This is a genomic window from Microcoleus sp. LAD1_D5, assembly GCF_036702115.1.
Lineage (GTDB): Bacteria > Cyanobacteriota > Cyanobacteriia > Cyanobacteriales > Microcoleaceae > Microcoleus.
Genome location: NZ_JAUBSA010000019.1, coordinates 44,038 through 64,748, shown reverse-complemented (window position 1 = coordinate 64,748; position 20,711 = coordinate 44,038). Strand labels below are relative to the sequence as shown.

The 20,711-nt window shown below is 46.0% G+C and carries 15 protein-coding genes; 9 read left to right on the top strand and 6 right to left on the bottom strand.

Annotated elements, in window-relative coordinates; genetic code table 11:
* Nucleotides 1–236 precede the first annotated feature (236 nt).
* The 4 genes from QUA70_RS11035 to QUA70_RS11020 all read right to left on the bottom strand — a co-directional run bounded on the left by QUA70_RS11035 (nucleotide 237) and on the right by QUA70_RS11020 (nucleotide 9,257).
* On the bottom strand, nucleotides 237–1,127 hold the full coding sequence (locus QUA70_RS11035; RefSeq protein ID WP_333333175.1) for an alpha/beta fold hydrolase: 891 nt from the start codon (nucleotides 1,125–1,127) through the stop codon (nucleotides 237–239).
* Between the two features lie 158 nt (nucleotides 1,128–1,285).
* Nucleotides 1,286–3,313, bottom strand: coding sequence for an adenylate/guanylate cyclase domain-containing protein (locus QUA70_RS11030; protein WP_333333177.1), 2,028 nt, complete (start codon nucleotides 3,311–3,313; stop codon nucleotides 1,286–1,288).
* Nucleotides 3,279–7,979 carry a response regulator gene (locus tag QUA70_RS11025; RefSeq protein ID WP_333346966.1) on the bottom strand — a complete coding sequence of 1,567 codons (4,701 nt, stop codon included), beginning with the start codon at nucleotides 7,977–7,979 and terminating at the stop codon, nucleotides 3,279–3,281. The genes QUA70_RS11030 and QUA70_RS11025 overlap by 35 nt, the downstream gene beginning before the upstream one ends.
* A 768-nt stretch (nucleotides 7,980–8,747) precedes the next feature.
* Nucleotides 8,748–9,257 carry a hypothetical protein gene (locus QUA70_RS11020; RefSeq protein ID WP_333333181.1) on the bottom strand — a complete coding sequence of 170 codons (510 nt, stop codon included), beginning with the start codon at nucleotides 9,255–9,257 and terminating at the stop codon, nucleotides 8,748–8,750.
* Between the two features lie 77 nt (nucleotides 9,258–9,334).
* Here QUA70_RS11020 and QUA70_RS11015 point away from each other — a divergent pair, with 77 nt between their 5' ends.
* The 9 genes from QUA70_RS11015 to QUA70_RS10975 all read left to right on the top strand — a co-directional run bounded on the left by QUA70_RS11015 (nucleotide 9,335) and on the right by QUA70_RS10975 (nucleotide 18,496).
* Nucleotides 9,335–10,252: a histone deacetylase gene (locus tag QUA70_RS11015; protein WP_333333183.1), complete on the top strand. Its 918-nt coding sequence runs from the start codon at nucleotides 9,335–9,337 to the stop codon at nucleotides 10,250–10,252.
* A gap of 142 nt (nucleotides 10,253–10,394) precedes the next feature.
* Nucleotides 10,395–11,405, top strand: a complete 1,011-nt coding sequence (locus QUA70_RS11010) for a glycosyltransferase family 2 protein (protein WP_333346969.1) — start codon at nucleotides 10,395–10,397, stop codon at nucleotides 11,403–11,405.
* A gap of 195 nt (nucleotides 11,406–11,600) precedes the next feature.
* Nucleotides 11,601–12,182, top strand: a complete 582-nt coding sequence (locus QUA70_RS11005; RefSeq protein ID WP_333333187.1) for a serine acetyltransferase — start codon at nucleotides 11,601–11,603, stop codon at nucleotides 12,180–12,182.
* Nucleotides 12,175–12,831, top strand: coding sequence for an acyltransferase (locus tag QUA70_RS11000; protein WP_333346972.1), 657 nt, complete (start codon nucleotides 12,175–12,177; stop codon nucleotides 12,829–12,831). The genes QUA70_RS11005 and QUA70_RS11000 overlap by 8 nt, the downstream gene beginning before the upstream one ends.
* A 95-nt stretch (nucleotides 12,832–12,926) precedes the next feature.
* Nucleotides 12,927–13,448 (top strand): serine acetyltransferase, encoded by a 522-nt coding sequence (locus QUA70_RS10995; RefSeq protein WP_333333191.1) that lies wholly within the window; start codon nucleotides 12,927–12,929, stop codon nucleotides 13,446–13,448.
* A gap of 92 nt (nucleotides 13,449–13,540) precedes the next feature.
* A complete protein-coding gene (locus QUA70_RS10990; protein ID WP_333347011.1) occupies nucleotides 13,541–14,554 on the top strand; it encodes a glycosyltransferase in 1,014 nt (337 codons plus the stop codon).
* Between the two features lie 46 nt (nucleotides 14,555–14,600).
* On the top strand, nucleotides 14,601–15,896 hold the full coding sequence (locus QUA70_RS10985; RefSeq protein ID WP_333346974.1) for a glycosyltransferase family 4 protein: 1,296 nt from the start codon (nucleotides 14,601–14,603) through the stop codon (nucleotides 15,894–15,896).
* 43 nt (nucleotides 15,897–15,939) lie between these two features.
* Nucleotides 15,940–17,184, top strand: a complete 1,245-nt coding sequence (gene epsE, locus QUA70_RS10980; RefSeq protein ID WP_333346977.1) for an exopolysaccharide biosynthesis GT4 family glycosyltransferase EpsE — start codon at nucleotides 15,940–15,942, stop codon at nucleotides 17,182–17,184.
* 61 nt (nucleotides 17,185–17,245) lie between these two features.
* Nucleotides 17,246–18,496, top strand: a complete 1,251-nt coding sequence (locus QUA70_RS10975; RefSeq protein ID WP_333333197.1) for a glycosyltransferase family 4 protein — start codon at nucleotides 17,246–17,248, stop codon at nucleotides 18,494–18,496.
* 170 nt (nucleotides 18,497–18,666) lie between these two features.
* Here the strand turns inward: QUA70_RS10975 and QUA70_RS10970 are convergent, their stop codons facing one another.
* Nucleotides 18,667–19,020 (bottom strand): DUF1257 domain-containing protein, encoded by a 354-nt coding sequence (locus tag QUA70_RS10970; RefSeq protein WP_006635781.1) that lies wholly within the window; start codon nucleotides 19,018–19,020, stop codon nucleotides 18,667–18,669.
* A gap of 130 nt (nucleotides 19,021–19,150) precedes the next feature.
* Nucleotides 19,151–20,671, bottom strand: coding sequence for a stress-responsive protein Ycf46 (gene ycf46, locus QUA70_RS10965; RefSeq protein WP_333177654.1), 1,521 nt, complete (start codon nucleotides 20,669–20,671; stop codon nucleotides 19,151–19,153).
* Nucleotides 20,672–20,711 lie beyond the last annotated feature (40 nt).

Below are 20,711 nucleotides of genomic sequence, written 5' to 3'. Positions count from 1 at the left end.
TGGGTTCCCACAGAAAAAGCACCGACGACTGGCCGTGTTTCGTCTCGGTGCTTTTTCTGGTTCGCTCCTCACACGTCCATCAATATAGCTGACTCAGTAAATTGTGTCAATACTTTTTCCAAAAATTGTTTTTTGAGTCGGCTGCTGCCGGGGTGTCGGTGCGGTGGAGCGAGGCAAAACTTCTGCAATGCAAGGGTTTTGGCCGATCGCCCGCGATTGGATTGAGCAGAAAAATTTTAGTTCAATTCCAGCAGCCAGTCCAAAATCAGAGCGTTGACTTCACTCGGCCGCTCGTCGTGAGGACAGTGGCCTGTGTTGGGAATTGAAACAAATTTCACTGGTTTATCGTTGGCGGCCAATTGTTGATAAATCTGGCTGCCGGCGATGGGTGTCCAGGGGTCGTCTGCGCCCCAAAGTACCAATAACGGACGATCGACTTTGGGCAGCAATTCTGACGGTTGAGGGCCTGGAGGGGCTGTGAGAATCGAGGCAAACACTTGTTGAGCTCCTGGCTCGCAGGAGGGGGCGTGCAGGAGTTCTACGAGTTCGTCAGTGATGGCTTCGCGGTTCCCGTAGACTTGGCGCAGGGTGTTGCGGATGCGGTGTTTTTGGCGGATGTTGTTGAACATAAAGGGGCCGATCAGGGGCGATCGAACTAATTTAGTAAAAGTCCCCATCACTACTCGCAGCGGGAAATTCAGTTCGTCCGGCCGGTGGTTGAGCCCGCCGGCACAGTTGATTAAGACTGCACCTGCTGATATTTCTGGATGGTTGGCGACTACCATCAAACTCAGCAAAGCGCCGATCGAATTCCCGACAAATACCGCCGGTTCCTGTACCAGATCCGCCCAGAAATCAGTCAGCAATTCTTCCCACAATTCCAGAGTGTAATCTAGGGCTGGTTTGGCGGAAGCACCGAATCCCAGCAAGTCCAAAGCAAATACGCGATAGCCGCCGGCCGCTAGTGCGGGGATATTTTGCCGCCAATGTCCGATCGAAGCCCCAAATCCGTGAATCAAGATCAGAGGGCGGCCGGTTCCTTGGACGGTATATTGGATTTTGTGACCTTTCCAAGTCCAAATTAGCTTTTCAAAACTCGTTGCAGATACTAATTGTTGTGCAGTCACGGCTATTATGTAAAGTTTCGTTAACTACTTTCATCATAGCAGAAGTCAGTAGTCAGTAGTCAGTAGTCATGAATTATTGGTTATTGGTTATTGGTTATTGGTTATTGGTTATTGGTTGTAATACCCAATGCCCAATTCCCCATGCCCAATTCCCATTTTTACTTTTTTCCTAGCAACCAATAAGTCATCATATTCCCCTTACCTTTTACCGGAATTACGCCTCGCCTCTCAAACAAATACTTATCTTTCAAAAGCTCATAAGTAACATCAGTAACTTGAATTCTGCCTGCAAAACCCGTAGCTTCCATCCTCGCCGCTACATTCACCGTATCTCCCCACAAATCATACGTGAACTTGCTCACACCAATTACTCCCGCAACCACCGGCCCGGAATTGATGCCAACGCGAATTGCCAGTTTTTCCCCTGTGTCGGCGCACAACTTTGCTATTTTTGCCTGCATTCCCAGGGCCATTTGGGCGATCGCCTCGGCGTGGTCATGTCTCGGCGTAGGCAATCCCCCGACTACCATGTAAGCATCGCCAATAGTCTTAATTTTCTCCACACCGTACTTTTCAGCTAACTGGTCGAAGTGCGAAAAAATCACGTTCAAGCGCTTTACCAACTCGGTGGGAGACATTCTAGCAGACAACTCAGTAAAGCCAACAATATCAGCAAATAAAACACTTACTTGGGCAAAACTGTCGGCGATCGTACTTTGCTCCGCCTTCAAGCGTTCTGCGATTGGTTTGGGTAAAATATTTAACAGCAACTTCTCGCTTTGTTCTTGTTGAACTTTGAGCGCTTCTTGCGCTAATTTGCGCTCTGTAATGTCAGAAACAGTACCCTCATAGTAGATCAGGTCACCTTTTGCATCTCGAACAGCCCGGACATTTTCTGACACCCAAATCCGGCGCCCGTCTTTGCGGCATACCATAGATTCAAACCCCGAAACGGCATTGTCAGCATCCATAGCAGCCACGAATTCGAGGCGACGTTCCGGGTCAACGTACAGTTGCTGAGCAATATTTTTAATCTCGGACATCAGTTCTTCTGGCGAGTCGTAACCGTACAATTTTGCCAAAGCTGGATTAGCGCTGAGATAGCCTCCTGAAGGCGTGCTTTGAAAAATGCCTTCCATCGCATTTTCTACAATGCTGTGATATTTTTCTTGAGCAATACGCAGCAATTCTTCTGCTTGTTTGCGCTGAATCAAAGAACCTAATTGAGTGCCTACCGCATTAAAAACGTCTATAAATCGTGCGTCTTTCCCACCAGACGAAATTTTAAAGAAAACTAGCACTGCCAATACTTCATCCCCTACCAAAATCGGCACGCCAAAACCAGCTTTGAATCCTAGTTCTAGTGCTATTTGACTTCGGAGAAAATGCGGGTAGCCCTTGGAAATATCTTCTACCCATTCCGGTTGCTTGGATGCCCAAACTCGTCCCGGTAGCCCTATATTCCGGGCAAATGTCAGTTGTTGGCTTTGGGTGCGGAACGATTCCATGCTGGGGTTGCTCGCATACCAGCCCCTGGCTGATTCTAGAACAGTTCTTTCTGCATCGGGAATCCAAGCTTCTCCTACATCCCATCCGATTGTTTCGCCAACTTGGTGCAGAATTACTTCTAAAGCTGAGTGAAAGTCTACAGCTTCGCCGATCGCCCGCGTAGTTGCCAGCAAAAACCGAATTGATTCTTCAGCCCGCTGCCGTTCTGCGATTTCTTCCTGCAATCTAGAATTGCGATCGTGCAGTTCCCTAGCTTGCTGTTGCAGTTTGGATTGCAGCAAACGAAGGGAAAGTTGGTTTTGAACGCGGGCTAAAACTTCTTCTACTTGAAACGGTTTAGTAATATAATCTACTCCTCCTACTTGAAAAGCTTTAACTTTTTCCATAACGTCATCTAGCGCACTAATAAAAATTACCGGAATATCTTTAGTTTGTTGGCTTAGCTTTAACTTCTCACAAACTTCATACCCGTTCATTTGCGGCATATTAATATCTAGTAAAATTAGATCGGGAGGAGATATTTGCGCCCCTTGCAGAGCCAAGTGTCCGTTAATAGCCTTCCTGACATGATACCCGTACGATGTCAGCATAGTCGATAAAAGTCGCAAGTTGTCCGGCATATCGTCAACGATCAGAATGTCTTTAGGAGTCGCTGGTAATGGATGGTCGTTCATCATAATATAATTGAGTTAAATCGATAATGATATCTATCCGAAAATTATCGACTAAATCTGTTAAAGCGTTAGCGAGATTTGCCTTAGTTTCGGGAATTTGCTCGATGAGTTCGAGGATGCGGTTGTCGTCAACGCAAAGTGCTGCTCGGTGCAACTCGACCACCCAGTCTGTGGGCATTACACTCAAATCCTCCGTGGTCAAACTTTTAAGCAGCGTCGGTGTTGAAAAAGAAGTAGATAAGTTCTCTTTTTCATAAATATAACGCAGGTTGAGGTGATGCGCTATCTTGTCAAAGAGTACCTCTTCCCGAAACGGTTTACAGATCAAATCGTTACAACCCGCAGACAAAATTATCTGCCGCTGCTCGTCAAAAGCACTGGCAGTCAGGGCAATAATTATTGTTTCTTTACCTTCTAGAGTTTTCTTAATCTGTCTTGTCGCTTCATACCCATCCATCACGGGCATTAGCATATCCATTAATATCAAGTGCGGCTTCCAAGTTGAATGCAAAGCAATTGCTTCTTGACCGTTAGTTGCTTCCCGGACTTCAAATCCCAGGGGAACCAGCAGCTTAAGCAGCAGTTGGCGATTTTCCACTACATCTTCAACTATTAATATCCGATAAGTGTCTTGTCCGGCTTCTAAAGCGATAACTTGTTTGATCGGCGGTTTTTCTTGTTCATCACTTTCTGTTACTAAGTTAACCCAAATATTAAACCTGAAAATTGTGCCTTGGTCGAGTTGACTTTCAACAAAAATATCACCTCCCATAATCCTGACAAACTGTTGGCTAATCGGCAATCCAAGACCCGTTCCCTGCATGGATTTTCGACCCGTTTCGGTTTGTACGAAGGGCTTGAATAATGTCGAGAGTTCCGAGGGAGAAATGCCGGGACCCGTGTCGGCAATTTCAAAATACAATTGGGATTTGTTTTCTTCTGGGGCGTCTTTTTCAGCTTGGCTGCTGACGCGCAAAGTAACGGTTCCGTGCTGAGTAAATTTAATCGCATTACCGACCAGGTTAATTAAAACTTGCCGCAATTTAGCTGCGTCTGTTTGAATGTAGTGCGGCAACTCCTCGGCCTTTTCAAAGATTAGTTGCAAACCTTTTGAGTTTGCTTTTAGTTGCAGCATTTCTTTGAGACTGTTGAGAAGGTTGTAGAGATTGAAGCGGCTTGGATTGATGTTAATTTGACCTGCTTCTATTTTGGACATTGACAAAACATCATTGATGAGTTCCAGCAAATGTTCGCCGCTGCGGTTAATAATTTCTATGTATTCTTTTTGTTCTTCCGTGATATAACTGTTGCGGGCCATGACTTGGGAAAAACCCAGAATGGCGTTGAGAGGCGTGCGGAGTTCGTGGCTCATGGAAGCGAGAAATTGGCTTTTGGCGCGGTTGGCAACTTCGGCGTTTTCTTTGGATTTAATCAGTTCCATGGACTGCCTTTGAGTGCGGGCGAGTAATTCCGCTTGCTGTAATGCTACTCCTAGCTGAGTACCTACATCAACTGCAACGTTGATTTCAGCTTCACTCCACTGGCGGGGAGCAGAATTTTGATACGATGCTAGTAATCCCCAGAGCTTTTTTCCGGAAAAAATTGGTACAATAATGTAGGATTTAGCTTGAAAATTTTCTAGCAATTTGATGTAACAATTATCGAAACGTTGCTTGTAAATATCTGGGACACAAAGGTAAGTTTTACCTCGGCTGAAGGCTCCACCTTGGGTTTCTTGCAAATAGGTATCGCGTACTTCTTGTGAGGTGCTATCTAATCTTTTGACAACGCAACGTTCGCTGTCTAAAGCACCTTCCGTAAGGTGAGAATCGCTCTCCTGTGCTTGGATGAAAGAAACCCACTTGCGGTCAAGGGATTCGGCTACAAATTCGCCACTCCAGTCTGGATTGAAACGGTAAATAGCGACTCGATCGCACTTCATGGTTTGGCGCAATTCTCGGGTTGTGGCGTAAAAAATTTCTCGGATATCTAAAGTCTGCCGCATTCTTTCAATGACGCGGGCGATCGCTCTTTGTCGTAAAGCACTTTCTTGCAGTTCGGTTTCTGCTTGCTTGCGTTCGGTAATATCTACAGCCATTAAAGCAATGCCGATCGCTGTACCGTTATCGTCAATTAGCTGAGTATTGTACCACTCGCAGATGATAATTCTGCCGTCTTTAGTCAGATTTTCGGTAGTGCCGCTGGATTTGGCATTCAAGTCATGATTGAAAATCTCAGATACTTGCTGGTGGTAGCTTTCAGGTACGATCAAATCGGAGGCGACTCGACCAATCGCTTCTTGCTCACTGTAGCCAAAAATAGCAACGGCTGCGGGATTCCAAGTGATAATTTCTAAATTGAGGTTTAACTCGATAACTGCGATCGGCGTTTGCTGCAATAAAAATGAGATTCTTTGTTGCGATGCTAGCAGTTTTTCTTCGGATAATTTGCGGTCTGTGATGTCATTAGCAGTGCCGAGAATTTGTTTGGGGTTACCATCATTTGTTCTGAGAAATACTGTATCCCAACTGTGCATCCACCGCCATTCACCGTTTTTGTGTTTCATTCGGTATTGACATTCAATGACATCGCCGTCTTTGGCTTGCTCCACTTTTTTGACGCTTTCCAAAAACTCTGGCAAATCGTCGGGGTTGAGCAATTTGGGCATCATTGCTGTACCCATATCTTGTATTTCTTGGGCGGTGTATCCGAGCATAGTCAAAATTTGTCGGTTGGTATAAACATTCCGTTGCTCAATTACATCGTAAACGTACAATAGGTTGGGATTGGAATCGGCGATCGCTTGAATGAAGTGCTGGCTTTCTCTGAGTGCGGATTCTGTTTGTTTGCGAACACTAATATCTCGCGCCACGATAATCACTGAATCTGGAGTAAGCGGAGAAACTTTAGCGTCGAGGCAAACTTCGCGCTCTCCGACTTGAAAGCTATATTCAACATTGATGCTTTGCTTCGTTTTTATAACTTGTTGGATGGCATTTAATACCAAATCGGCCACAGGTTCCGGCAAGACTTCGTGAGCGGTTTTGTTAATCATTTCGCTTGGAGGTTTCACCAAATTCGTTGATGCTGTCGGAGCGATTTTGATACAGCGCCCTTCTGCATTTCTCACTAAAACTGTGTCAGTCATGGCGGCAAAAATCGCCCGCAATTCTGTTTCCGATTCTTGCAGAGCTTGCTCGGCGCAGATGCGGGTGCGAATTTCTGCTTGCAGCACTTTATTTTGCCGATCGAGCTGCTGAATTCGGTTTTTTTCTCGTTCGATCAGTTTAGCTTGAGCGATAGCGAGCCCTACTTGAGCCGCCACAGCTTCTAACAAGTCAATTTCATCGGAAGTCCATTCCCGGTAACGATCGCACTGGTGCAAACAGATAGCACCGTTTGCCCTGCCTTGGTAGGAAGTGCGAATTGCCAGCATCGATTTTAACCCAACCTTCTGGCAAATCGGTTGAACAGCTTGCAACAGAGGGTCTGAATAAACATTGTTGGAGGCGATCGCCTGATCTTGTATCATCATTTGTACGACGTGAGGATTGCCCCAAATTGGAATGGGTATGTCCCAAATAGATTCGCACTCGGGTTCTAGATACTCGGCCGCCAGAGGAATATCGACCTGGGGGGTAGTAACGTAAGTATGAATCAAACAGCGATTGGCGCAGAATGCCAGACCGATTTGAGTTGCAGCTATTTGAAATATTTGTTCTGGCTGCAAGCTTGAGCGAATTTCTTTAGTTATTTTTGCAATCAGCAATTCTCGCTGAACTTGCCGTTCTAAAGCAGCTTTAGCTCCAGCCATTTCTATTTCTGCGTGCTTGCGCTCGCTGATATCAAAAAGTACGCCATACCAAACAATATCGCCATTCTCGCGCATTTCTGGCCGAGAATTAGATTGCAGCCATTTGAGTTTACCCGACGGTGTAATAATCCGCCATTCAAAGGCAAAAGGTTCTAAAGTTTGGGCGCTAGCAGCAATTTTTTTGACTAGATATTCTTGGTCATCTGGATGATTTTGATCGAAGCAAAAGTCGGGATTTTTTAATATTTCCTCACTCTCTAATTCGTAAATCTCCCGACAAGCATAACTAATATATTCAAACTTGAAACTTCCATCGGGCTTCTTTATAAATTGATAAAGAACTCCCGGTATATTGACTGCCAATTTCTGCAACCGTGCTTTGCTTTCCCGGAGTGATTGTTCTGTCCGCTTGCGAAATTCTATCTCTTGTTGCAGTTGGGCATTCTGCTGTTTTAATTGTTTTGATAGCTGTTGTATAGTCAATTGACTTTCGAGCCGCACTAAAATTTCTTCCACTTGAAAAGGCTTAGTAATGTAGTCAACACCGCCGACTTCAAAAGCTTTGACTTTGTAAAAAGTTTCATTAAAAACGCTCAAAAAAATAACCGGAATCTCCCTAGTTTTTTTATTAGATTTCAGTTGGGTGCACACTTCATAGCCGTTCATTTTGGGCATGGCAATATCCAGCAAAATTAAGTCAGGGAGAACGGTAAAATTAGCATTGACCACCATTTCTCCCGAAATCGCCCGCTGAACTTTATACCCTTCTTTCGTCAAGATGTTTGATATAAACCGCAGGTTTTGTGGCTGATCGTCAATAATTAAAATGTGAATATTTTCTTTATCTAATATCATTTTTTCTGACCAGTGTGATTTTTTTTACTGCTAGCAGATTGATTATTTAATAAGTTTAGCGATTATTTTTCGACCATAATTGTTTATTAAATTTTTTCAACCTCAGCAACAACCAGAGTAATTTTAGATATTAGCCCATTAAATAACGCACCTTCTCTACTTTCAACTTATTAGTTGCCCGTCTTAAGTTAGCAACTAAAATTAACTCTCTTTTAATTATATTTAATTTACCAAACAAATCCCCTTATTTGCTGTCCACATTAAGTCTGCCGAAAAACAATCATCACTTAGGCACTCCCGACAAAAGCAACCGGGTTTTTTAACTTGGTTCAAGGGCTGCGAGCAATTATTTTCATAAAATTCGGTTGATGCGTTCAGGCCAGTTTTTTGCTGGACTTTAGGATTAAAAGTCTCAGGAAGATAACGCAAGTTTGTGGACATTCTGCTACCACATTCAAAGGGTTTTAGCAGAGATACACACCTGGACGTACCGCGAGGCGAAGAAACGGGGTGTTTTACTCTTGTCACTCTAACGAAGTATGGCTGTGAAAAACCTTGGTTTCGACGCACCCGCCCATCAGTCTTAAGATATTTATAGGTGACTAAGCTATCGCGCATGGAAATTGAATATTCGAGGCGGGCGTCCCGCCCACCCACTCATTCTTTGATTGTTTTTGACATACAATTTAAATGCCGCAACAGCTTAAGAGTATAGATCGATCATCCCGCGCCCATAGCCTACCCTATAAACTCTTGTCTTGGTCTTTTCTATGCCAGCAATTCCTTAAGTTTAGCAATATTTTCATTGCTCAGGTAAATTTTAATTTCTAGTTCTTGGTCAGATTCCCACAGCAGCAGCATATTATCTTCGCCCAAGGCGATTTCGGGATTGTTTAATTCAAGTGTTTGATATTTAACTTCGGGAATTCCTACGCGAATTACCAGTTCCGATTCCAACTGAGGATAGATGTACAATTGCTGTTGCAAGTTATCAAGTTCTAATTTGTCAACAGTGTTGTTACGTTGGACAGGAGAATCGGGTATGTACCAATAGAGAGTTTCCTCGCGAATTTCGGGATTGACTATCACAAATGTTTCGTCAAAACGCTGGGGATGCCAGTGAATTTCGCTCAGACCGCCGATTTGCGGAATTAGTCGCTCTACCCAGCTAATTTCTTTGCCGTTGAGGTTTCCCCACCACTGCCTGATATTATCGAGATTTTCAGCATTTTCGGGGTGAGTGCTGCCGGACTGCCAGACTGTTTTTAGTTGTTGCATATACAGATTCTCCAGCGAATTTAAATTTGAGATTGCAGACTTTCAATTGGAGATTCATTCGTTATACAATAATTTTAATGGACTTACCAATTATTTACCACGAAGATTACGTTGCACCCCTGCCACCGGATCACCGCTTCCCGATGGCCAAGTTTCGGATGCTTTACCAGATGCTGCTCGCGGACGGGGTAGCAGATAAATCCCAATTTCATGCTCCCGAACTTCCGCCTCAAGAATGGATTGAATTAGTTCACGACCCCTGCTACGTGCAAGCTTACTGCAACGGGACGCTCGATAACAAAGCGACTCGGCGAATTGGTCTGCCTTGGAGTCGGGCCCTTGCTAATCGCACTTGCACTGCGGTTGCAGGAACTGTACTAACTGCCAAGCTCGCTTTAGACTACGGTTTGGCTTGCAATACTGCGGGCGGAACTCATCACGCCTTCCCTGCTTTTGGGTCGGGTTTTTGTATTTTTAATGATTTGGCGATCGCCTCTCGCGTCTTGCAAAAAAGTGGTTTAGTTCGCAAAGTTTTAATTGTCGATTTAGATGTCCACCAAGGAGACGGAACCGCCGTAATTTTTCAAGATGATAGCAGCGTTTTTACTTTCTCGATGCACTGCGAAGTCAATTTTCCAGGCACTAAACAAAAGGGCGATTTAGATGTACCTTTGCCTGTCGGTATGGAGGACGACGAATATTTACAAACATTGGATAAGTTTTTACCAGATTTGCTTTCAAATGTCAAGCCAGATTTAGTTTTGTACGATGCTGGAGTAGACCCTCATCACGGTGACAAACTGGGAAAATTAGCTTTAACTGATACGGGCTTATTTCGCCGGGAAATGCAAGTTTTGATGGCGTGTTTGGCTGGCGGCTATCCCGTTGCCTGCGTGATTGGCGGGGGCTATTCCGATGACGCTAAGGGGTTAGTTTACCGACATTCGCTGCTGCACCGGGCCGCCAGTCAAGCCTACAGGCAGTATCGACTTTGATCCAGAGCGGCGATACTTCCGAAATATGGCCGAAAAAACAGTCTCCCTCACCCAAACAAATAAAAATACTATTAGCGATCGCTCCAGCTTGCCAGATCGGTACAACTTGAGTTAAAAAGTTGTTAAACAAACAACGGTACTTATGTCGAAGGCCAGCGAGTCCAATCACCCATATCCACTGCTGGTTGTCATTGTTAACTACCGAACCTCTAGTTTGACAATTGACTGCTTGCGCTCTCTAGTTAGCGAAGTGCAATCGCTGCCCGGTATGCGAGTTGTAGTTGGCGACAATGCTTCAGGCGATCGCTCAGTCGAAGAAATTAGTAGTGCGATCGCCTCAGAAGGCTGGAGCGAATGGGCATCCTTCGTTCCCCTAGACCGCAACGGCGGATTTGCCTTCGGCAACAACGCCCTGATCCGTCCCGCCCTCCAATCCACCAATCCCCCCCCTTACTTCCTGCTGCTCAACCCAGACACCATAGTTCGCCCCGGTGCCTTAAAAGCCCTCGTCGATTTCATGGACTCCCACCCCGAAGCCGGCATCGCCGGCAGCCGCTTGGAAGACCCCGACGGCACCCCTCAGGAGTCAGCTTTTCGGTTTCACAACATCTTGACGGAACTCGATTTTGGTTGGCGGACAGGCTTTATATCCAAGTTATTAGCCAACTGGGCTGCAGCGCCTCCGATTTCCCAAGAAACCTGTCAAACTGATTGGGTAGCTGGAGCCAGCATGATCGTCCGTCGCGAAGTATTTGAAAAGATTGGCTTGATGGATGAAGCTTATTTCATGTACTGCGAAGAAATGGACTTTTGTCTGCAAGCGAACAAAGCTGGCTGGAGTTGCTGGTACGTACCCGAAAGTCGCGTTGTCCACTTAGTCGGCCAAAGCTCAGGCGTCACTGACACCAAAAAGCCCGCCAAGCGGCTGCCCACCTATTGGTTTGATTCCCGGCGTAGGTACTTTATCAAAAACTACGGCTTGGTTTACACAGCATTAACTGATGTATCCTGGGCTTCGGGTTTTGCAGCCTGGAGGGTGCGCCGCGCACTTCAAGGCAAACCCGATGGCGATCCACCACAATTGCTGAGGGATTTTGTATTAAATAGTGTATTTTTAAAGGGGGGTAAGATTGAAAAATCCAAAAACTTTTAAAGGGAGTTGGTAAATCGGTCAAAGCCAACTAAACCAGGTTAACCTAGGCAAGCAAAATATTTTATGATGCAGCCGATAAATTAGTATTCTCGATCGATAAAACCGGATTGCTTTTTCCTCAAAAACCTGATAGACCCATTAATATCGTCGGCATCTAGCAATAGAGTAAACAAAAAATAGTGTGAATTAGAGCTTATGGTAACTGAGCAAAACTTAATCACCAGTGAAAATCAAGTAGAAACTCCCGGCCTGGGACTGTGGCAGCAAATTAAAGAAGACTGGATTGCTCATGGTCGAGATTGGACAAAACCGGGATTTCGTGCCGTAGCAGTGCAGCGTTTTGGCGTCTGGAGAATGCAAATAGAACCGAAATTACTTCGAGCTCCTTTGAGCATTCTTTATCGATCACTCTACCGAAAAGTCCGCAATAGTTACGGGATAGACTTGCCTTACACTGTGAAGCTCGGTCGTCGCGTGGTGATTGAACATCAAAACGCTATTATTATTCACGGATATTGTAAAATCGGCGACGACTGCATTATCCGCCAGGGTGTAACGTTGGGAAACCGCTATTTGGACAAACCGCTAGAATCCCCTCAATTGGGCGATCGGGTTAACGTCGGCGCTGGTGCAAAAATCCTCGGAAAAGTAAACTTGGGAGACGACGTAAATATCGGTGCCAATGCTGTAGTTTTATCAGACATTCCTGCAGGCAAAACAGCAGTAGGTATCCCCGCCAAGATTCTTCAATCTACCAAAAACCCGGAAAATGCTTAGATCAACAGTGCAAAAAATTATCCGTCATCTTGCCATGCGTTACGGCAAGTTCCCAGGTTTGTACGTCCAATTCTGTAATCCTTGTTCCGAAGAATACACCGAATTTCTCCGCCGCTACGGCAACTTGTACGCGATCGGCGAAAATTGCAGCATCTGGCCCAATACCGTCTTTGGAGATCCAGCCTACGTCCGCATCGGCAACAATGTTGACTTCTCATCTTGTACCTTGCTCGGCCACGATGGCTCGATCGCCATGCTTGACCGGGCTTACAACGTTAAACTAGAGGCCGTAGGCAAGATAGATATCCGCGACAACGTATTTATCGGCTTCAATGCGATCGTCCTTCGCAACGTCACCATCGGCCCAAATGCGATCGTCGCCGCCGGTGCCGTCGTCACCAAAGTCGCCGCCGGTGCCGTCGTCACCAAAGATGTCGCCGAGGGCGATATAGTGGCCGGTGTCCCCGCCAGACCGATAGGCCGCGTGGAAGACTTAGTGAAAAAATTGCAAGCCGAAACTCAAAGCCTGTCCTGGGCAGATTTGATTAACAGCCGCGAGGGCAGCTTCGACCCCGAAATTGAACCCGATCTCGTAAAGTTACGAGTGTCCCACTTCTACGGCAACACATCAACTCCAACTGCGGCCTAATTCCAGCAATTTCCCTAGTCAAGTTAGAGATTCCTCTTAAGATAAATTGCACAACTAGGCACAATTGTCTACATCATCAAAACACTGCACAAACAATGGTTGAGTCAATCACTAAGTCAATCATTTCTGCTACAGAAGCAGACTGGAGCCGCGAAAAATCTAGCAAGTGGTGGGAGCCGAGTCGCCAACTGCTAAAATCTATCCGCAACTATCAACAGTGGCAGAAGCAGGGTGGAATTGCAGGATATATTGTATGCCGTTGGAACGTGATCCAGCATCGATTTTGGAGCGTTGTAACTGCAACAGACATCCCTTTAAACTGCCAAATACAAGGAGGACTGCTGCTGCCTCATCCTAATGGCATTGTCATTCATCCCAGTGCTTCCATTGGCCCTAACTGTCTGATTCTTCAACAGGTGACAATTGTTGCTGATGTGAAAATCGGCGGTCACGTCGATATTGGTGCAGGAGCTAAAATTATTCGCTCCGTAACGATCGGCGATCATGCTTTGATTGGTGCTAATGCTGTGGTGATTTGTGACGTGCCACCCGGTGCAACCGCCGTGGGAATTCCCGCAAAAATCATCGAAAAAACCCCCAGGAAGTCTGAACAATAATTTCTAGAAGTAGCAGAAAAATTAGGAAAGTAGCGGGAATTTTATTATAATATAAAATGAACTCGTCAGTAGTCGAATTCAAGAAAGAAAATTTGAAACAAATAGGATTAGTAGCGATCGGACGAAATGAAGGGCAGCGCCTCCGCCAGTGCCTAGTCTCGGCCACAGACAAAGTTGCCCGCGTCGTCTACGTCGATTCCGGCTCAACAGACGGTAGCCTAGAGTTAGCCCGATCGATCGGGGCCGATACAGTAGAACTAGACTTATCTATACCGTTTACCGCAGCACGCGCCAGAAATGAAGGCTTTGCCCGCTTGCTGGAACTAGCACCCGACATCGAATTTGTCCAATTTGTGGACGGTGATTGCGAAGTAGTTGATGGATGGATCGATCGAGCTTACAGCGAACTCGCAGCCAAACCCGACGTAGCAGCAGTATGCGGGCGCAGGCGCGAACGATACCCCGAAGCAAGCATCTACAACCAATTGTGCGACATCGAGTGGGATACCCCCATCGGCGAAACCAAAGCCTGCGGTGGCGACTCCATGATGCGCGCCACAGCATTTCAGCAAGTCGAAGGTTTCAATCCCGCACTAATAGCCGGCGAAGAACCCGAACTGTGCTTGCGGCTGCGCCAAAAAGGTTGGAAAATCCTTCGCTTAGATGCAGAAATGACCCTGCACGACGCGCAAATGACGAGTTTCGCTCAGTGGTGGAAGCGGGCTCAAAGAGCGGGTCACGCCTATGCCGAAGGTTCCTGGATGCACGGCAGCGAACCAGAGCGCCATTGGGTCAAAGAAACCCGTAGCACCTGGTTTTGGGGCTTAGTCTTGCCAGCGCTAGCCTTGGCAATGACATGGTCGACAAAAGGCTGGAGCTTGTTACTATTGAGTGGCTACCCCTTAGCAACCTCTCGCACCTATAACTATTATATAAAGCATCGCGATCTCACAACTAAAGACGCAGCCATCTACGCTTTGTCATGTGTATTAGCCAAATTTCCCCAGCTACAAGGTCAAATCCAGTTTCACCAGCGCCGATTGCTGGGGCAGCAGAGCAAGCTAATCGAATACAAAACCACCAAGTCTATTAATTCAGCCAGCTAGAATGACAGCTAACGTCCCAGAAAGTCCACCCCTGAGTAGTAAACAAATGAGTAATAAAAAATTAAAAGTTTTACTAATTGTAGAACAGTGCAATCCTGACTGGGCATCAGTACCTTTGGTTGGATACAATTTTTTTCAAAAAATAAACCATTTAGTTGATGCGACACTCGTTACCCATATTAGAAATAAACCAGCCTTTGAAAAACACCCAGAATATAAAAAAAACATCTACCTGGAAGAAGGAAAGTTAGCCAAGCAATATTATAAAATAGTCGAAAAACTTACCGCAACCGGGCGAGTTAATTGGCCAATTTATCATGCCTTGAACTACCCAATATATGAGCAATTCAATCAACAAGTATATCAAAAATTCAAAGGAAAAATCCTCAACGGAGATTATGACATAGTTCATGCAATTACCCCCATGATGCCGCGCTATCCGTTTAAGGTAGTCAGTGTATGCCAGCAGACTCCTTTTATTCTAGGGCCAGTGAATGGAGGCATTCCCTTTCCAGCAGGTTTTCAAGAAACGGCAAGACAAGAATTTGCTCAATTTAACTTTTTGAGAGCAGTTGGTAGATCATTAATTCCAGGTTATGTAGAAACTTACCAAAAAGCCGACAAAATCTTAGCAGGTTCAAAATATACTTTAAATATGCTAAAAGATTTGTTTGCAATCCCTGACCAAAGAATTGATTTGTTTTACGAAAATGGCATTTCCGAGGAATTTTTAAATCAGACAAATATCCTTAATAAAGATGTTAGCAAGATCAATCTGCTTTTTGTGGGTCGCTTAGTTCCTTACAAATGCGCCGATATTGTAATTGAGTCTATTGGGAAATTAGACCCGATAATTCAAAGTAAAATCCGCTTAAGCATAGTAGGAGACGGTTCAGAAAGAAACAACTTGGAAAACCGAGTGAAGGAGCTTAATTTAGGCGAAATAGTCAGCTTTGCCGGATGGGTAAATCAACAAGAAACTCTGGATTATTACAGAAAAGCAGATATTTTTTGTTTCCCTTCGATCCGAGAGTTTGGCGGCGCAGTGGTAATGGAAGCTATGGCTTGCGGACTCCCCTGCATTGTGGCTAATAACGGCGGTATTGGTGAATACGTGAATGAAGAAACTGGTTTTAAGATCGAGCCAATTTCTAGAGAGTATCTCACCCAGGAGTTGACAAGTAAAATTAAGCTGTTAGTCGAAGATGATCGGCTGCGGGAAAGTATGTCAGCTAAGGCGATCGAAAAAGCCAGAGAATTTGCGTGGGAAAACAAAGCCATAAAAATCGTCGAGATTTACGAAAAAACGCTCGGTGAAAAAAGTGTTAGTGTATCGACATAGTAGAGCGATATTGTTGAGTAAAAAATGAGAAAGCAGGTAAGAAATGAAGGCAAAAATTGGATACTTTATTCCACAATTTCCCGGACAAACACACATCTTTTTGTGGCGGGAGCGACAATTTCTGGCAGAACTTGGAATTGAAACAGATTTAGTATCAACTCAACCGCCCCCTAGAGCGATCGCTTCTCACGTATGGGCAGAAGAAGCTCAAAAAAATACTGTTTATCTATTTCCCTTTGCTGCGAAAGATTTTATTAACTCATTCCTAGAGGTTCTCAAAGCTGGCCCCGCTGCATGGTGGCAGTGCCTCGCAGTTATTGTCAAAGCCAGTGACACATCCTTATCTGAAAAGATGCGACTCTTGGCATGGATTTTTGTGGCTGGCAAACTAGCAGGGTTAACAAAAACAAAAGGTTGGTCTCACATCCACGTTCATTCCTGTGCGAATGCCGCCAATATAGCCTTATTTAACTCAATTCTTACAGGCTGTACTTACAGTATGACTCTTCACGGGCCTACTCTAGAAGTGTACGGGTCAAATCAGGAACAAAAGTGGAAAAATGCTGCTTTTGCGATCGTCATATCTCAACTGCTTCTCAATGATGTCAAACATAAATTAGCGAACTTTCTTCCCAAACAATTAGCTGTTGCTCCAATGGGAGTTAATTTTGCCGAAATTAAACGCAGCAGCCCTTACACACCTTGGCAAGAAGGAAGTCCGTGCAAGATTTTTGCTTGCGGCCGCCTCAACCCGGTGAAAGGTCACAAATACTTGATTGAGACGGTAGAATTGCTGCGAAATCGGGGATTTGACGTGAGGCTACAAATTGCAGGCGAGGATGAACAAGGGGGCAGCGGATATCACCAAGAGCTACAAAAAATGATTGAAGATAAATCGATGTCCGAATGCGTGGAGCTACTTGGGGCGGTTTCGGAACAGGCAATTCGCCAAGGTCTAGAAGCAGCTCACGTTTTTGCTTTGGCAAGTTTGAATGAAGGAGTTCCGGTTGCTGTGATGGAAGCCATGGCGATGGAGGTGCCGGCGGTAGTTACTAATGTAGGCGGAACTTCTGAGCTAGTAGATGACGGCGCGGATGCTGTATTAGTCCAATCAGAAAAACCCGAAGAAATGGCAGATGCGATCGCCAATATACTCCAAAATCCAGAACTTGCTTTGAGCCTCAGTCAGGAAGCTCGGAAAAAAATTATCGCCAAATTTAGCCACGGCCGCAGTGCAGAAACTTTAGCTCAGTGCTTGGAAAAACTTGGAATAACTAACCCGTCTTAGTTATTCCCAAGAAGAAATTTAATCTCAGAGTACATAAATTCAGTTGAGTCCCAAGCAAGTTATGCGAATTTTAATTGTTGCTCAGAATGCCTCAACTAAATTCGGCGGCGAGTCATTGCTGCCGGTCAACTACTTTCGGATACTTCGATCGCGCCAAATAGAGACATGGTTAGTGGCGCACGCCCGCACCCAGGCAGAACTCACAGCACTGTTTCCAGAAGAGCGTGATCGAATGCACTTTGTACCCGACACTTGGCTGCACCGGCTGCTTAACAATTGCGGGCGATTTATCCCTGAAAGAGTGAATGACTTTACTTTTGGACTGCTCACTCACCTGTACACCCAAGTGCTACAGCGTCGTATTGTCCGGCGGCTCCTGAGCGAACACGAGATTGATGTTGTACACGAACCGACACCAGTCTCGGCAACAGTTCCTTCGTTGATGTTCGGATTGGGAGTGCCGGTAGTTATCGGGCCGATGAACACGTCGGTTAAATTTCCTCTGGCTTTTCGATCGCGCCAAAATCCTATCATTGATATTTTAATCGCGATCGGTCACCAGTGCGTCGATTTCTTCAATCGTCTTTTTCCCGGTAAAATCAAAGCCGAGACGCTGTTAGTGGCAAACGATCGCACGAAGCAGGCACTTGCATCTGGGGTGCAGGGTAAAATTATTGAACTTGTGGAAAACGGCGTGGATTTCTCGGTGTGGCGATCGGACTCTAGCTTATCAAGAGCAGCGACCGGGCAGGTTCATTTTATTTTTTTAGGCCGACTGATCGACTGGAAAGCTGTAGACTTGCTGCTGGAAGCCTTCGTCCCCGTCGCAGCTCAAACCGATGCAGTCTTGGAAATCATCGGTGATGGGCACATCCGAGGGGAACTCGAAGCTCAAACAGCTCGTTTAGGCATCGAGAGCAGGGTGGTATTTAGTGGCTGGCTGTCTCAGGAGGAGTGCGCTCTCAAAATGCAACAAGCTGATGCAATGGTTTTTCCCAGTTTGCGGGAATGCGGCGGGGCAGTGGTGATGGAGGCAATGGCCGTGGGCTTGCCAGTCATAGCAACGAACTGGGGCGGCCCTGCAGATTATCTGAATTCCACTTGCGGTATTTTAGTAGAACCGACTTCTAAAGAAGGATTTGTCAAGGGACTGACAGATGCGATGCTCAAGCTGGCTCATTCACCAGAATTGCGGCAGAGTATGGGTTGTGCGGGACGGGAGCGAGTCCGGCAGCATTTTGATTGGGAACGCAAAGTCGATCGAATACTTGAAATTTATCAACAAACGATCGACGATTGCCCCAAGCATTAGGTAGCCGACCATTAAAGCATAAAGCAGCAGCTTTCAGGTTGAAAGCTGCTGCTTGGGGGTGCTAAAAAAGTATGTGGTGGCCCAAAGACCCCCCTCTACATCCTAGCGAGCTAAAAACGGGTTAACCCGTTTGTTTGGTTAACCCGCGAGCTTGGAAACCTGCAGATCAATTAGTTTTGCACTACCAGCTTAACGTTGGCATTTTGCAAACCGCGCTGCTTGACTGCGGCCAAGGTCTTGTTAACTGCGTACTTCTGGTTGATGGAGTTGATTAACTCAGTTTGATTGTGTTTTTTGGCGACGCCCCAGAGGTCGGCAATCAGGTCAAAAGAACCATCGCTATTGCGAGACCAACCCAGGTCATATTCGCCTTCGAGAATCGCCACGATGTCGGAGCGAACGCGCTGACCATTATAGCCACGAACATCAGCTTCTGACTTGACTGAAATGCCCAAGTCGCGCAGGGAAGCTTTCAGGATTTCGGCATCGGTGATTTTGGTACGCAGTGTGCTAAAGTGAGACATTGGATTTCCTCCTAATACAACTGAGAGAGAAACAACAACGGTCTGGATTTAACGGTGCCGCTTGGCGGCTCTTGAATCGAACTGCTAGCTGTTGCTAGCCTTTGCTCCTGTTTGGACCAGGAGAAAGCTTTTAGAATTCCATTCGCTGGTATTCAGCGACGGAAGACGCAGCGGGCCGTGCACGCTGTCTAGCCCAATCTCGAAGGGCGGTGACCTGTTCGGTCATTGTTTTAGACAGTGGCATTGTAGATTTAATGGCCGCGATGATGTCTAGCTGCGTAAACTCTCTATCTTGAGCGAAGGCTTCGTACATTGCTGCTACTAGCGCTTGCTCAATCTCTGCACCTGAAAAGCCGTCGGAAACGTTGGAAAGTTGCTCTAAATCGAAGCGAGTAATTTCCCGACGCCGCTTGGACAGGTGAATCTTAAAAATATCTTGGCGTTCTTCTTTTGTAGGCAGATCAACAAAGAAGAGTTCGTCGAATCGGCCTTTCCTCAAGAATTCTCCCGGCAACCGCTCGATTCGGTTGGCTGTTGCCATTACGAAGACTGGGGAAGTCTTTTCTTGCATCCAAGTGAGGAACGAACCGAAAATCCGGCTGGAGGTGCCTCCGTCTGAGTCTGCCGAACCAGTGCCTCCTGCAAAGGCTTTGTCTAGTTCGTCGATGAACAGGAGGGCTGGAGAGATGGATTCTGCGGTTTTGAGGGCATTGCGGAGGTTGGCTTCCGAGCGACCCACCATCGAGCCGTCGTAGACTCTACCCATATCTAGCCTCAGCAGGGGCAGTCCCCAGAGGCGGGAGGTGGTCTTGGCAATCAGCGATTTTCCGCATCCGGGTACGCCGAGAATTAACATCCCTTTTGGTTGGGGCAGACCGTATTCTCTCGCCCTTTCTGTAAAGGCGTTGGAACGCTGTCTCAGCCACCGCTTCAGCTCTTCTAAACCGCCGACTGCATCCAGGGTTTCGTCTTCTTCAATGAACTCTAGAATGCCGTTGCGCCGAATTAATTGCTTTTTCTCCGAAAGAACTATGTCTACTTCTTCTTCTGTGAGGCGCCCAGTCGAAACTTGGGCTTTACGATAAACTTTTTCAGCTTCGTCCTTGGTCAATCCCAAGGCTGCTTTTAAAAGTTTTTCTCGCGCTTCTGTAGTAATGCGTCGCGATTTTGTTTGCTCCAACTGACCAGACAATACTTGGTTTAGTTCCTTCATGTCTGGCAACGCGAAGTCTAATACCACTACTTCCTTTTCTAGCTCGATCGGAATTTGCTGCAAAGGAGACATCAGTATAATTGTCTTTTGCGTTCCTTTGAAGTGGGCGATCGCATCGCGCAACCACCTCGTTACCGGAGGAGAATCTATAAAAGGATGCAAATCTTTGAAAATGTAGATGCTAGCGTTACTGTTGGGTTCTCGCTGCCTGATCACCCATTCAATTGCTGCCTCTGGCGAGACGGTGTTGTGTTGGGTGGTGGTGCGGGGTTGACCATACTCCACAATGCCGTGAGTTACAGTCCAGATAAATACTCGTCGCTGTGGTTTTGCTTGAGCTATTGTCGAAATTGCTTGCTCACACCGCTCTTCCTCGGATGTCACGAGGTAGATCAGAGGATATTGAGCTTGGATTAGAATACTGATCTCTTCTTGCATATTCCTCGACCCACTAGAGACGGTGCTATCTTTGCTGAAT

Coding starts and splice junctions, on each gene's coding strand:
- QUA70_RS11020 (WP_333333181.1), bottom strand. CDS start 9,257: ATGCAACAACTAAAAACAGTCTGGCAGTCCGGCAGCACTCACCCCGAA.
- QUA70_RS10985 (WP_333346974.1), top strand. CDS start 14,601: ATGAGTAATAAAAAATTAAAAGTTTTACTAATTGTAGAACAGTGCAAT.
- epsE (WP_333346977.1), top strand. CDS start 15,940: ATGAAGGCAAAAATTGGATACTTTATTCCACAATTTCCCGGACAAACA.
- QUA70_RS11010 (WP_333346969.1), top strand. CDS start 10,395: ATGTCGAAGGCCAGCGAGTCCAATCACCCATATCCACTGCTGGTTGTC.
- QUA70_RS11000 (WP_333346972.1), top strand. CDS start 12,175: ATGCTTAGATCAACAGTGCAAAAAATTATCCGTCATCTTGCCATGCGT.
- QUA70_RS11015 (WP_333333183.1), top strand. CDS start 9,335: ATGGACTTACCAATTATTTACCACGAAGATTACGTTGCACCCCTGCCA.
- QUA70_RS11025 (WP_333346966.1), bottom strand. CDS start 7,979: ATGATATTAGATAAAGAAAATATTCACATTTTAATTATTGACGATCAG.
- QUA70_RS10975 (WP_333333197.1), top strand. CDS start 17,246: ATGCGAATTTTAATTGTTGCTCAGAATGCCTCAACTAAATTCGGCGGC.
- ycf46 (WP_333177654.1), bottom strand. CDS start 20,671: ATGCAAGAAGAGATCAGTATTCTAATCCAAGCTCAATATCCTCTGATC.
- QUA70_RS10995 (WP_333333191.1), top strand. CDS start 12,927: ATGGTTGAGTCAATCACTAAGTCAATCATTTCTGCTACAGAAGCAGAC.
- QUA70_RS11005 (WP_333333187.1), top strand. CDS start 11,601: ATGGTAACTGAGCAAAACTTAATCACCAGTGAAAATCAAGTAGAAACT.
- QUA70_RS11030 (WP_333333177.1), bottom strand. CDS start 3,313: ATGATGAACGACCATCCATTACCAGCGACTCCTAAAGACATTCTGATC.
- QUA70_RS10970 (WP_006635781.1), bottom strand. CDS start 19,020: ATGTCTCACTTTAGCACACTGCGTACCAAAATCACCGATGCCGAAATC.